The sequence below is a fragment of the Alteromonas sp. KUL49 genome (assembly GCF_006538345.1).
Taxonomy (GTDB): Bacteria; Pseudomonadota; Gammaproteobacteria; order Enterobacterales; family Alteromonadaceae; genus Alteromonas.
Genome location: NZ_BJKL01000002.1, coordinates 114,909 through 128,554, shown reverse-complemented (window position 1 = coordinate 128,554; position 13,646 = coordinate 114,909). Strand labels below are relative to the sequence as shown.

At 43.0% G+C, this 13,646-nt stretch carries 10 protein-coding genes; 4 read left to right on the top strand and 6 right to left on the bottom strand.

Annotation, left to right across the window (positions count from 1 at the left end; translation table 11 throughout):
* The first annotated feature begins 54 nt into the window (after positions 1 to 54).
* The gene (locus tag EYS00_RS03805) at positions 55 to 255 is read left to right on the top strand and encodes a hypothetical protein (RefSeq protein ID WP_130635240.1); all 201 of its coding nucleotides are present in this window, start codon (positions 55 to 57) and stop codon (positions 253 to 255) included.
* 74 nt (positions 256 to 329) lie between these two features.
* On the opposite strand, the gene EYS00_RS20490 is transcribed toward EYS00_RS03805, so the two are convergent.
* The 3 genes from EYS00_RS20490 to EYS00_RS03795 form a co-directional block, all read right to left on the bottom strand.
* On the bottom strand, positions 330 to 494 hold the full coding sequence (locus EYS00_RS20490; protein WP_165399296.1) for a hypothetical protein: 165 nt from the start codon (positions 492 to 494) through the stop codon (positions 330 to 332).
* A gap of 204 nt (positions 495 to 698) precedes the next feature.
* Positions 699 to 5,243 carry an EAL domain-containing protein gene (locus EYS00_RS03800; protein ID WP_130635239.1) on the bottom strand — a complete coding sequence of 1,515 codons (4,545 nt, stop codon included), beginning with the start codon at positions 5,241 to 5,243 and terminating at the stop codon, positions 699 to 701.
* A gap of 168 nt (positions 5,244 to 5,411) precedes the next feature.
* On the bottom strand, positions 5,412 to 8,159 hold the full coding sequence (locus EYS00_RS03795) for an insulinase family protein (protein ID WP_130635238.1): 2,748 nt from the start codon (positions 8,157 to 8,159) through the stop codon (positions 5,412 to 5,414).
* A 155-nt stretch (positions 8,160 to 8,314) separates the two neighbouring features.
* Here EYS00_RS03795 and sixA point away from each other — a divergent pair, with 155 nt between their 5' ends.
* A complete protein-coding gene (gene sixA / locus EYS00_RS03790) occupies positions 8,315 to 8,839 on the top strand; it encodes a phosphohistidine phosphatase SixA (RefSeq protein ID WP_130635237.1) in 525 nt (174 codons plus the stop codon).
* Between the two features lie 129 nt (positions 8,840 to 8,968).
* Complete coding sequence (locus EYS00_RS03785) at positions 8,969 to 9,157, top strand: hypothetical protein (protein WP_130635236.1); 189 nt, start codon at positions 8,969 to 8,971, stop codon at positions 9,155 to 9,157.
* 4 nt (positions 9,158 to 9,161) lie between these two features.
* Here the strand turns inward: EYS00_RS03785 and EYS00_RS03780 are convergent, their stop codons facing one another.
* On the bottom strand, positions 9,162 to 10,454 hold the full coding sequence (locus tag EYS00_RS03780) for an HlyC/CorC family transporter (protein ID WP_130635235.1): 1,293 nt from the start codon (positions 10,452 to 10,454) through the stop codon (positions 9,162 to 9,164).
* A 107-nt stretch (positions 10,455 to 10,561) separates the two neighbouring features.
* Complete coding sequence (locus EYS00_RS03775) at positions 10,562 to 11,353, bottom strand: inner membrane protein YpjD (RefSeq protein WP_130635234.1); 792 nt, start codon at positions 11,351 to 11,353, stop codon at positions 10,562 to 10,564.
* A 193-nt stretch (positions 11,354 to 11,546) separates the two neighbouring features.
* Here EYS00_RS03775 and ffh point away from each other — a divergent pair, with 193 nt between their 5' ends.
* Positions 11,547 to 12,968 (top strand): signal recognition particle protein, encoded by a 1,422-nt coding sequence (gene ffh, locus EYS00_RS03770; RefSeq protein WP_130635233.1) that lies wholly within the window; start codon positions 11,547 to 11,549, stop codon positions 12,966 to 12,968.
* 67 nt (positions 12,969 to 13,035) lie between these two features.
* On the opposite strand, the gene EYS00_RS03765 is transcribed toward ffh, so the two are convergent.
* Complete coding sequence (locus tag EYS00_RS03765; protein WP_207301679.1) at positions 13,036 to 13,623, bottom strand: RT0821/Lpp0805 family surface protein; 588 nt, start codon at positions 13,621 to 13,623, stop codon at positions 13,036 to 13,038.
* Positions 13,624 to 13,646 lie beyond the last annotated feature (23 nt).

The window sequence follows — 13,646 nt, the reverse complement described above, 5'->3', positions numbered from 1 at the left end:
TCAATACATTGGCGTTCTTACTCAATAACTTACCGCGTTGTATAGGTATTCATTATGTTAGTTGCATTTGTCGTGCTAAATCTTGTGTGCTGTATGTTCTTCTTCGTTGAAGCGATAAAGTGGGCTATGCCTGCGAAAAGGTGGGCAATGATTGGATTACTAATGGGTCCTACGGTACTGCCATTGTTCAGTATCGCTAGGCATATACAGTGGCGCAAAGCGGTAGGGTTCAACAACCTCTATATCGCCGCATAAGCAGTTACAGAAAGTCCTCAGGTATAAAAAAAGAGAGCAAGTGCTCTCTTTTTTTGAATATCGCCATCTAATGTTTAGAAGCCAATACCGTAACCGTTACCAGTTCTTGGACGGTAGTTCTCAACCTGCGTCGTAGCTTCTTTTTGAGTTTCTGGAGCTTTGTTAGCACCTTCTTGCTTATCAGCAGCAACAGGTGTAGCAGTCGAGAGTACTAGAGCAACAGCATATTCTTTTAACATTATAATTTTCCTCTGATTTTTGAACAAACAAACAAAGCCAACCTTCATGTTGAATATTGGCATCGAGGATAATGCTAAGACCGTGCCAGTCTTTTAAGTTATTGTTTTATATGTTTTTATTGTGGTTTTGAGGAGTTTTTGGCGGCAATTTTTAGCCTTTTGACTATATAGCCTTTAGTTTAACCGTGAAACGCCAAAAAATAGTCATATATTTGAATGACCTAACAAGTTATGGAGTTGTTGATTCTCTGTTAGCAGCTTTTCAAATCGCTCTGCATTCAATGGGCGACTGTATAAAAATCCTTGAAGCATCTCGCAATCGTAACGTCGTAAAATGTTCAATTGTTTCTCATCTTCAACACCTTCAGCAACAACCTTCAGTCCGAGGTTGTGGGCTATATTGATGATTGCCGCAGCCATGTGTCGGTCTACGCTACTGTTTGCAATGTCATCGATAAAGGCTTTGTCAATCTTAAGCGTATTAAGCGGGAAGCGCTTCAAGTAGGCTAGGGAAGAATACCCTGTACCGAAGTCATCTAGGGCTAGGTGGATGCCGCGCTCGCGCAAACGACCCATCATCTCAAGGCCGTTTTCTGGGTTCTCCATCAAAGTACCTTCGGTGATTTCACATTCGAGATGCAGGGGAGATAATCCAACTTCGTTTAGGATTCGATTAATCCTATCATCCAGATCAGGCAATTCGAACTGTTTGGCTGATATGTTCACTGCAACGCGACCACTGAACAAGCCGCTGTTAACCCAACGTTTAGTGTCGGCACATGCTTTTCTGAGTACTTGTTCACCAATTTCTATGATTTGACCAGTTTGCTCCGCTAGCGGAATAAATTGCCCGGGACTTACTATACCTTTTTGTGGATGTTCAAAACGAACCAATGCTTCCATACTGACTAACTTGCCAGATGCGATGTCTACCTTTGGTTGATAGTACACGGTGAATAAATCGTCTTTTATACCCTGCCTAATGAGGTTTTCGATCTGCAACTGACGAACGGCATTTTGATTCATCTCACCACTGAAGAACTGATAGCTGTTACCGCCATTGTTCTTTGCGAAATACATCGCTGTATCGGCGTTTTTGAGCATTTCTTGCGGCGTTGTACCATCGTCGGGGTAGAAGGCAATACCTATACTCGCGCCCAGTACAAACTCTTGTTTGTTGATAATGAAAGGACGCTCTAGGGTATCTAAAAGACCTTGAGCATAGTGAGTTACCGTGTGAACATCAGCATTCTCTTCAATGAGTACACTAAATTCATCACCGCCTAGACGGTAACATGTGGCTGTTCGCCCTGTGATTCGTTGTAAGCGCTTGGCGATTTGTTTAATAAGAATATCGCCCGTTTGGTGGCCTAACGAGTCATTGATCTTCTTAAAGTTGTCCATGTCCAAACACAGGAGGGCGTGTGAGGCCGATTTTCTAACTAAATTTTGATGGCTAGCTTGGAAGAATGAACGGTTGGGTAGTTCGGTAAGTGGGTCTGTATTGGCCAACTTGAGTAGTTCTTTCTCGGTATTCTTACGCGAAGTAATATCTGAGAAAACGCCTACAAAATGAGTAATTTTACCATCGTCATCATGCACGGCATCGATATTGAGTTCTATTTCAAAACGCTCACCATTTAAACGGACAGATTCAACTTCACCAAACCAGTTACCTTTGGCTTTAAGCGTCTTCTTAATTTCTTCGGTAAATGCATCTGGATATAGATGAAAGTGCATGTAAGTGGCTAGTGCTTGCTCTCGTGTTTCGCCTGTATAGCTGCAATAAGCATTGTTAACCGAGATAAACTTGAAATGGGTGTTAGCGATAAACACACCTTCTGAAATATTTTCGATTGAGCGTTTAAACAAGTTAAGTTGCTCTTCCGCTTCTTTGAGGTGATGAATGTTTTTTAGCGTTCCTGTCATTCGTACAGGCTGTTGATTGTGATCGCGCTCTACAACTTTTCCTCGATCGAGCACCCAAATCCACTGGTTCTTGAAGGTTTTGGCTCTATACGCTAGCTCGTAGAATTCGTTCTTACCTTCTAAGTGGGCTTTAAGCGCTTTTTGCACACGAGGTAAATCATTGGGGTGGATATTAGCGTCATAAGCCCCTGTAGTTCGGATGTCGTCTTGCGGAAAATCTAACGTTCCCCAAGTATTTGCACGGTAAACTTGCCCTCGATATACGTCCCAATCCCATAGTTCGTCGCCAGAGCTCCAAAGTGTGAGCTTTAATCGTTCTTCAGATTCTCGAATCGCTAACTGATTTGCCTTTCGGATTTGATACTGACGAACTGTGAATGCAAGAGCGACAGTTACCAGCAACGCATAAAATACTAGAGCAACACTATGTAACCAAGGAGGGCGATTGACATTGATTGCAAGCACTCGACTGTCTGACCATTCTTTACCAGCTTCGCGAGCTTGTACTTCAAACGTGTAACTGCCAAAGCTAACATTATTGAACTGAGCTGTTCTGTTAGTACCTATATAAATCCAATCATTATCTAACCCAATCAATCTGTACCTGTAAGTTACATTATCAGTGTAGTGTGGGTTTAACAGGCCAAATGAAATACTGAAGCGAGACTCGAAGTATTCAAGCGTTTTTTCATCGATATAAGTTACAGGAGTACTGTATACAAAGTTCTCTTCTAATGCGCCCTGCGTAGTAGTCAAAGACTTTCTACTCTGAGATGGAGTGCCAAATATACTAAATTCTATGAGTTCTGGGGCAAGTGTAACAGCGTCGTTATTGTCAGAGTCATTGATACTTGATTGCGCAATTGCATTAAAGCCTTTATTACCGGCAAAAAAGACTTCGTTTTCTTTAGTGATAAGTACTGCGCTTTCCCCTAACGAATTGAATTCTAACTGTTGATTACTAATCGAAAGCGTCTTCTCCAAGCTCGGAAGCGATATTTGGTGTATTCCGCCATTGTCTGCGTACCAAATATTTTTGTCGATTCCTATCGAGGAGTAAATGTATCCAAAATTGTCACTTTTAACCTGCTTATTCTCAATATCAAATGTAGTCTTGTTCATCTGAACAACACCGTCCGAACGAGTGGTCACCCAATAAGCATCGCTTGTTTCGTAAACACTATAGGGCATAGAGTTCAATCCTTGATCTGAACCCACATGCGCGATCACTTGAGATGTATTCACGTCGAAAATAGAGAGGCCATCGTTTTTACGAAGCCACAACCTATTTTCTTCGTCAGAATAAATGGGTAGAGCGATCTCGTGATCGCCTTGCAAGTCATATACGTCAACGGAATCCTCGGCACCGATAAGGTTCTCATTGACGGCATTTAACCCTGTATCTCCTAGCCATACCCATGTCTTACCATTGCCTTGGTGGATGTAATCAATAAACTCACCTTTAAAGTAGTGGTGAACTAAGTTTAGTACTCCACCCGTCTTTCTATACACGAGCAAACCATCAGAACTAGCAACCCAAAAGTTGTCTTTGCTGTCTATAGCTAAGTCCCAATATGTTAGGTGAGTTGGTAAGGTAGGTCGTTGCTCGAGGTAACTGATATTTCCCGTCGATTTCTCAAACAAACCAACGCCTTCTTGTTGAGCGGCGAAATAAATATTCCCATCACTACTTTGACTAATTCCCCAAATAGTTGCGAAAGATGATTCTCCCTCAGTGATGCTTTCACTGGAATAATATCTCACAGTTGAAAAGTCTTTATGGTGACGGAGAGCACCTTGAACAGAACCCAGCCAAACCGACCCGTTCCTGTCGTGAAGAATACTGGGAAAAACGTTTTGATAGACCTCTGATACACTTGAGTTCGTATTGGAAATGTGCGTTATGTGGTCTTTTGTAAGTTGGGTCGGAGAGGCGATGGAATCAGTGATGATGTAGAGGCCATTGTTCGTTCCGAGCCATACATTTCCATCCACTTCTTCCAAAGAAAACACGTCTACTGATGAACTGGAATTGAGGAACTCACCGTTAATGTGCGCTATTTCAGCGCCTTGCGCTGATAAAATATATATACCTTGGTCTGTAGCAAGCCAGTAATTACCCTTTATAACCTTGGTAGCATGAAATGAAGATACGGGAAGTGATATACCCCAAAAGTTCACGTCAGTTAGTGATGTTACCTTATTATCAGTTTTGTTGATGATTGCTCCGCCGAGGGTTTTGGAACCCACCCATGTTCTAGAGGTTTCATCGAATATGTGCTTAACAAATGTGTTTGAGTCAAAAACCCTTATCTTCTGAACAACGGTATTTTCATCAAGAGAATACCGATACACAAATTTGTCATCGGCGAATAGTACGTCACCATTAACGGCTTCGTTTACCGCTGAGATAGCATTAGACTTTATAATTGAATTATTAGTATCAATAATTTCGAAGTCGTCACTCTCAGGACGATATCGTGCTATTCCAGCGTTAGTCGCGGCCCATAGGTCACCATTAGAATGCACTAACAACTTAAAGACAAAACCACTGGGAAGTGAGTTGGGATTAGTATCTGAGGGATGGTATTGCTTAACTTCGTAACCTGAGTATCGGTTGAGGCCGTTCATTGTCGCCAGCCATATGTAACCGTTGTGGTCTTCTACGATGTCTAAAACAGTGGTGCTCGACAAGCCATCCTCATTACTGAGTTTGGTAAATTGAAGATCAGCTATTTCGATGGCGCTGGCTTGAGAGGGAAAAATTCCAATCAAAGTAAGCCAGACAACAAAAAAAGAACAAGCTTGGGTTAAGCGCACCTAAACACCTTTGGCAATGTTTGCCTTATCATTATATTTCGACGATTGGGCTATATCCTTACAACCGGAGTTACAAATATGCCCAATTAAGCAAGGCTCTACAAGGACTTTTTATGTAACTGAGCATGTTGGCTTAATTGTTAAACAAACCGCACCGAAAATTGCGCTTTAGTAGTACGGAGTATTCTCTTTAAACGCTGAAATATTAGTAATTAAGTTTTCTGGTGCGTCGCCTAAGCCTTGATGTTTTCCCTTTGCGTAAAGGACAAGTTCACCACAGTGTGAGCGATCAGCCAAAGCATTGGCGTAGTCTTGAATATCTTCAAACGACAAAGTTTCTATGCAGTGGGCGACCTGCGTGTTGCGGTCAAAGGTAAAATCTTGCGTGCCTAAACTTACCCACAAACGTTGTGATTTCATGGAGAAGGAAAGATCTTGTTCTTTTAACTGTTTTAGCAGGTTGTGTTGGATTGTTGACCAGTAATAACGATAAAAGCTTATTTCGTTGAGTTGGTCGAGTAAAAAAGACGTCATAGCGTCTAGGATATCTTTGGGACCGTGTGTTGGGCTCTGTACGTAGAACGCCATTCCGGGGTGTTGGTTATGCGGTACATAACCTGTCCCTGCAATATAGCCGAGTTGTTGTTCTGTTCGAAGCGCGTTAAAAAATGGCGCGGCTAGCATTTGTTCCAACACCATGCAAAGTGCAGTGTCTTTTAGTGAGTTACTTGGTGCCTGCAGGTAAAGCACTACGGCTGCATCGTCATGTTCACATATCACTTCATGATACAGAGATTTGCCTATCGGTAATTTAGCTACAGAACGATGAAGTGTGGGGATATTTGCACCTTGGTAAATAGGTAAGGTGTCATTATAAAAGGATTCTGCTTGATCAAAGGTCCAGTTTCCGTGCATGAAACTCTCGACAAAGTACTCTTGAAAGGCATTTTCTTGGGCCTTTAGCATGTCCTCGTAGGATACTTCTTCAACAGCATCAATCAGCTCGATAGGTGCCTGCGTACTTCGTTGTATAAGAACGCTCAAGCGAGAGAATAGTCGGTTGGTAGGTTTGTTCATCAAAGTATTGTGCAGACTCTGCAGTTGCAGTTGTTTGTGATGTTCAAACACATCCTTTGGCACGTGATAATGCTGAACGACTTCTAACAATTGTTTTGCCAGCAACGTTTGTTGGTCGGTAAATCCTCGTGTATGAAGGGTAAAACCCGCTTGGTGTCCATAAAGTCGGTAGTGAAGACCTGCAATTTCAGCGCGATAATACTTAGATTGCAAATGGTCGTTTATTGCGCTTAACCATATACGTTTTGCGGCAACATCGGCTCTAGTTGCAGAAAAAGCGTTGCTATCAAAAGAGAGGTAAATGTCGCCTTTTGGACTTTCAAAAGTATTATCTTGGGCAAACCAAAAACGACTAAACTCTGACGAATGTATCGCCGATGGCAGACAGTACTTATCTTCAATTGGTACTCGGGCGTAGTTATCACCCAGATACGGGTTATTGGGTGGAAGCGCTAAGTAGCTGCATGATGGTGGAGACAAAAGTTTGTCTAGCAGCGCACTATCGAGTGCCTCTACGCTGTATCGCGCTTGATAAAATGCACAAGCCTTGTTTGTTGGAACCTGGTCGGCAATGATCTTCAGACGCAAGTTTTGCGGTGTAAAATACGAAAGCGCTTTTTCAAGTACTTGTTTATCGTAAGTTGCCACAATCGTTCTAAGCGTAGCAACTTCTTCTGGTGAATACATAAACATGTGTTGGGCAAAGTCGCTGACCAATGACAACGGTTTTACACTGTCTTCATATTTAATGGCCAGTGTATTTAACTTGGCTTTTTCATTGAACCGCCAAACATCATTAACCGCATCTTTAATCAGTTCAATATAGCTAAACAGTGCAATCAGAATTTCTTCTTTGTGGTCTAAACCTGATTGGGTTAATTGAAAGCTAACATTGAAGTCCTTAAAGTCATCACCTTCAATACCAGAACCTGCTATGAGATTCAGGGCCCAATTTTTTGACTTGAGATATGCCAGAAGGCTTCCTTCACCCTCATCACCCAAAAGATGGCTGATGTAATTGAGTGGCTGAACTTTGTAATCGTTGTGTAGCCCTGGTAGTGCAAAAGTGACAATCATACGACGGGCCGATTGCAGAGGCTGAATGTTTATCTGCACCCCTAAATTATCGGGAGTGTACAAAGAGGGCCAGTCAGTATTTGCTTGCTGACCTTTGTCGAAACTACCAAAACACTGAGCAACGAGTGTTTGAATTTGGTCAAAGGGTACGGGCGTCGAGATACACAACGCCATGTTAACTCCGCAATAATAAGTGGAGTGAAGTAACTTTAATTTATCCCGAATGGCACTTGTGGTGTGTTCACCAAACGTAGATGCGTTACCTACAGAGAACTTTGAAAAAGGATGCTCTGGGTTACACGTTTCTTTGTGTATTTGATACAAGCGACGTAAATCATCTTTAAGTTTAAACTTGAACTCGGCATCAATTGACTGAATTTCATTGGCAATAGCCTCTTTATTTAGCAAAGGTTGCCTGATCATGTCCGCGAACGCAGGTAAGGTACGAATGATTGCATCACCGTGACATTGATAGTGATAATTCGCGTATTCGGTGCCAGTCCAGGCGTTAATCGACCCACCGTGCTTTTCAATAAAAGCGTTGATTTCGTTGGGTTTAGAAAGATGACGACTGCCCATAAACAACATGTGTTCGAGTAGATGGGCCAATCCATGACAATCTTTAGGGTCATAAAAATGACCAGCTCTTACAGACAACGATACAAAAGAGCTAGTGGATTGCGGATTACTATGAACTAAAACACGAAGTCCATTTGGTAATGTCAGGTATTGGGCATTTTCAAAATCAAAGGAGGTAGTCAATACATTCTCAGTTAAGCAATATTTATATTTTTATTTAATTTGCCTTAAGGAAAGTACTACACCATAAGCAATACTAAAGTTTATACTCAATTTTTAAGGATAGTGCTAGGCGATATAAACGCTCTCTGCTATCGTTACCTTAAGTTATTCATAGTATGCGCAATGTCATGTCAGGTCAAAGTAGCAGCGACGACATTTACTTTTTTATCATGCGTCATGGTGAAGCAGAAGCACCAAGACTCGATGATAAAGGTAGACAACTTACCACGGTTGGCAAAGCTCAAACCGCAGATGCATCAAACTGGCTCATCAAGCATTATTGTGAAGATCACAAAATAGATTATGCGTTAATCAGTCCTTATCAACGCACCCGCCAGACGTTCGACGTTTTAAGCACCTTTGTAACGTCAAATAAAACCGAGATTAGCGAAGATATTACGCCAAATGGCAATGCAGAAGATGTTCATCATTACCTCTATGCCAAAGCCCATCGAGCGATAAACAGTGCTTCACCAATGAAAAAAGTATTGGTGGTGAGTCATATGCCGCTGGTGAGTTATTTGGTAGATGCACTGTGCGGATCTTTTACTACCTGCCTATTCGCCACAGCCTCTATTGCGGTTGTGAAATATAATTTGACTGAGCAAAAAGGCGTTCTGGAAACCCATTACCAAGGCTAGGCCCAGAGCGTTATTCCTAGTAGCGTTGTTGAAATTAGTCTGCAAAACCGAATTTATACCTACAGAAGTTTTTTTCCTGACCGATAACCCTAATGAGAGCGTCAAGTTTAATTCACTGTAGGGCGGGAAATGGCCACAAAATCAATTCCTGAACTCCTCAAGCGATCGTTGCAATCCCATATGGAAGAATCGGATCTGCACGATGATGAGGAGATGAGGCATATTATATCTAAGCTAACTACCTTGTCGGATAAGGTAGCTGATGCTAAAGCGCGCGCATTAGCGAGACGTGCAGAAAAAGCGTCTCGCGAGGCGTAGACATTTAGTCAGATGAAGATGACTTGGGTTCTATGTAGTACTCGGGCATGATCCTCACCGTTTTTATCATGTTCTCCGAGATATCAACAATCTCCAACGGATAGCCGGCAAGTCGTACACTGATCTTGTGCTCTGGAATTTCTTCCAAGTATTCGAGTAGCAAACCATTCAAGGTTTTTGGCCCCTCAGTTGGGAAACTCCAATCCATCTCTTTATTTAAATCTCGAATATTAGCGCTGCCATCTACCAGAACAGAGCCGTCTTGCTGGGTATTGGCTTCTTTGCTGTGGTCGGGCAAGGTTGTAGTGGTGAAATCACCAATAATTTCTTCAAGAATATCTTCAAGCGTCACTAAACCCATGATATCGCCGTATTCATCGACCACCAATGCGATACGTTCTTTTTCGGTTTGAAACTTATACATGAGAGTATGCAGCGGCGTGGATTCTGGTGTGAAGTAAATTTCTCTAACTGCTCTCAAAAGTGTTGCTTTGGTGAACTGGTCTTTCGACAACAAACGCAAAGCATCACGCAAATGCACAAAGCCTACGGCATCATCAATACTGTCGCGATACAAAAGCACCCGGGTGTGCTGTGCGTGAGTGAGTTGCTTTTGAATGATTTTCCAGTCGTCATTGATATCTATAGCAACAATGTCTGACCGGGTCACCATAATATCTTCGGCGGTTACGCTCTCTAAATCGAGAATACCTACCAACATATCTTGGTGTTTTTTCGGGATCATGGTGCCAGATTCGTATACTACCGTTCGGAGTTCTTCTCGGCTTAGTGAGTCGCCGTCACCATCGGTAGGGCTGATGCGGAGCAAAGACAAAATGCCGTTCGTAATCGCATTAATGAACACCACGAATGGGTACAAGATGGTCATTAGCGGCAATAAGATCAAAGAGCTCGGAAACGCTACTTTTTCAGGGTAGAGCGCCGCTAGTGTTTTAGGTGTAACCTCTGCAAATATAAGGAGTACAAACGTTAAACCAAAAGTTACTGCAAAGAAGCCCCAGTAATCACCAAACAAGCGAATACAGATAACAGTAGCGATGGATGAGGCTGCAATGTTGACTAGATTGTTGCCAATGAGTATCAAGCCAATAAGACGATCTGGTCTGTCAAGAAGCCGCTGAACACGCTTAGCAGAACGGTTCCCTTGGCTATTCAAATGCTTAAGACGATATCGATTTATCGACATCATCCCAGTTTCAGAACTAGAGAAATACGCAGAAAGTAATATGAGTACGCCAAGTGCGATAAATAGCGTACTCGTTGATATGTCGTCCAACGAAGGTTTTCCTTTAATACTTGGACTTCAACTTTAGTTTTTTGACGCTAGTGTTTCAAGAGAAAATTACGTGACATCGTCAGTTAACCACTCTCTTGAAGGTTGGGTTACAGAAGTATCTCGCGTACTAACTTGCTGCCAAAATAGGCTAGTGACAAAAACATTACGCCGACAATAGTTAGCACAATGACTTGTTTGCCGCGCCAACCTTTTAGCTTTTGTCCGATTAACAAGGTGGAAAACACGCCCAACGCAATCAAGGATAATACAGTTTTATGCGCGTGAGAGGTGCTTAACATATCATCTAAAAACACAAAACCAGAACCCAGAGAGATGAGAAGAAGTAGGGTGCCAACCACTAGGAGTTTAAACAAAATGCTTTCTACGGCCATTAATGGCGGGAGTGATGAATGCAGTAAAACACCTGCTTTTTCTTTGAGCTTGTAGGTAATGTATGACATTTGAATTGCGTAAAGAAATGCCATTACCAAAATACAATAGGCAAGCAGCGACAAGGTAATGTGAACCACAAGCCCTGGTAGTAATTGTATGTCCATCACATTCGACGCAGGAACTAGCCACGCCACTGCCACAGTAAACGCAGAGAAAACAAAAACAACAGGTAGTAAGATGATATTTGGCATAATGGTAGCGAATGCCACCATCGCTGTGCATATAATCCAGGCGACGAGTGAGAGGACATTGGTTACACTCATATCTTGGCCGGGAGCAACCCAAATGGTTTCTAGTAAAAAGCCTAAATGCGCTAAAATGGAAACGCTAGCAAGGATAAATCCTAGCTTTTTATTTGGCCCTTCTGAGTGGACGAATTTTCCTATTAAGACTGCTGCGGCGAGGAAATAAAGTACTATCGCACACACAGCAAAAAGCGTACTCATAATAAATCCTATTTGCATTCGCCTAATGTCGCTAAGTTCGTATTGATACTTGAACAACAGTTCATTTTCAATGTTTTCTTTGTATTACAGCGTGATTTTAAGAATACATGTCTACACGGGGTTAGGTGAACAATAGTTTTTACGTTACAATGCGCGCAGAATATATCCTCGAATTAAACTGAAGTTTCACGCTATGTTTGAAAATCTATCCGAACGCTTAGGCCAAACGCTCAGAAATGTGAGCGGGAAAGGGCGACTTACTGACGACAATATTAAAGATACGCTACGGGAAGTGCGTATGGCCCTTCTTGAGGCCGACGTTGCTTTGCCAGTGGTGAAAGCCTTTGTTGCGCAAGTAAAAGAGCGTGCTGTAGGAACAGAGGTTACTAAAAGCCTGAAGCCGGGCCAAGTATTCATCAAGATTGTTCAATCAGAACTAGAAGCTGTAATGGGCGCTGCAAATGAGCGTTTAGACCTCGCAGCTGCGCCTCCAGCCGTTGTGCTTATGGCGGGTCTACAAGGTGCTGGTAAAACCACCTCTGTAGGTAAATTGGCAAAATACCTTACCGAGCGTGAAAAGAAGAAAGTCTTGGTAGTTAGTGCTGATATCTATCGCCCAGCGGCGATTAAGCAGTTAGAAACCCTTGCTACTGATGTGGGGGTAGGTTTCCACCCGTCTACAATCTTGCAAAAGCCTATTGATATCGTAGAAAGCGCTATCGATGCCGCTAAGAAACAGTTCTACGATGTACTTCTTGTGGATACCGCCGGTCGTCTTCATGTTGATAGTGACATGATGGATGAAATCAAAGATCTACACGCCGCGGTTAAACCTGTTGAGACACTCTTCGTAGTTGATGCTATGACAGGTCAAGATGCCGCAAATACGGCAAAGGCCTTCAATGACGCCCTTCCACTCACCGGTGTTATCCTGACCAAAGCTGATGGTGATGCGCGAGGCGGTGCGGCCCTCTCTGTTCGTCATATTACTGGTAAGCCAATTAAGTTTATCGGTATGGGTGAGAAGCTCGATGCACTAGAGCCATTCCACCCTGAGCGTATTGCTTCTCGTATACTTGGTATGGGCGACGTACTGAGCTTAATTGAAGAAGTTGAGCGTAAGGTTGATAAAAAGAAAGCCGAAAAGTTAGCCAAGAAAGTTCAAAAAGGTAAAGGTTTTGACCTGCAAGACTTTAAAGACCAGCTTGAACAAATGAAAAACATGGGCGGCATGATGGGTATGATGGACAAGCTACCAGGTATGGGTGGCATGTCGGAAAAAATCAAAGAGCAGGCCAATGATAAGCAGTTCAATCAAATGGAAGCTATCATCAACTCGATGACGCCAGCAGAGCGCGCGCGACCTGACATCATTAAAGGATCTCGTAAGCGTCGTATTGCAGCGGGTTCAGGTACACAAATTCAAGACGTTAATCGTTTGCTCAAGCAGTTCACGCAGATGCAGAAAATGATGAAGAAGATGTCTGGCGGCGGCATGAAGAAAATGATGCGTCAGATGAAAGGCATGATGCCTCCGGGCGGGCCAGGTGGTTTTGGTGGTCCCGGTGGTCCAGGCGGCTTTGGTGGTGGCGGTGGTATGTTCCCACCACGCTAGTTGAAAATTTTTCGTTTTATTGAGGGAAAGCACGTTGCTTTCCCTTGTTGATTGGCCTTAATGCCCATTAAATCATTTTCCAGCTTCCGTCATTTTGCAAACATGCGGTACCGTGTGCTTGCTCAGTTTCACCACCAATAGTGACAGTTTGCTGAAACTCTCGACAGGTTTGGCCAGCGTCATTTAATCCTTGTTTTGTCGTCACCACTGAACCTGAACTGGTTGAGGTTTCCCATACAATTGGTTCACCTACAGGGGCTGTTGTCGCTTTTACCTGTGCCGCTTCATGGGCTCGCTGAGATTCTTCATCAATATTGTCTAAAATTTTAAGCGTAATTGCGGTAAATGCTAACCACTTCCATGCGTCGTTGTCGTGGTGGAAGTGACCGTAGCCGTGATAAGCATGGCCGTAGGTACGCACAATGACCACATTGTTAACTCTACGGTGCCTCGGCACGACTACCACGGTGTTTCTAGGGTGAACCACAGGGCGACCTACTACTCTGGTTTGGGTCACTGGTGCCGGACGAACCACCTGAACTTGGCGTTCTCGCTCGTTATTTCTGTCTCTTGGCCCCGCATTTACTGGAGAGGTTGCAAACAACATGGCAACAACTGAAACGATTACAATACTGGTAGATACAGATACTTTCATTGTCTTGATTCCTTAAAACTATG

Excerpts from the sequence above, each read along its gene's own strand:
- EYS00_RS03805 (WP_130635240.1), top strand. The coding sequence starts at position 55 with ATGTTAGTTGCATTTGTCGTGCTAAATCTTGTGTGCTGTATGTTCTTC.
- EYS00_RS20490 (WP_165399296.1), bottom strand. The coding sequence starts at position 494 with ATGTTAAAAGAATATGCTGTTGCTCTAGTACTCTCGACTGCTACACCT.
- sixA (WP_130635237.1), top strand. The coding sequence starts at position 8,315 with ATGCGCAATGTCATGTCAGGTCAAAGTAGCAGCGACGACATTTACTTT.
- EYS00_RS03785 (WP_130635236.1), top strand. The coding sequence starts at position 8,969 with ATGGCCACAAAATCAATTCCTGAACTCCTCAAGCGATCGTTGCAATCC.
- EYS00_RS03775 (WP_130635234.1), bottom strand. The coding sequence starts at position 11,353 with ATGAGTACGCTTTTTGCTGTGTGTGCGATAGTACTTTATTTCCTCGCC.
- ffh (WP_130635233.1), top strand. The coding sequence starts at position 11,547 with ATGTTTGAAAATCTATCCGAACGCTTAGGCCAAACGCTCAGAAATGTG.
- EYS00_RS03765 (WP_207301679.1), bottom strand. The coding sequence starts at position 13,623 with ATGAAAGTATCTGTATCTACCAGTATTGTAATCGTTTCAGTTGTTGCC.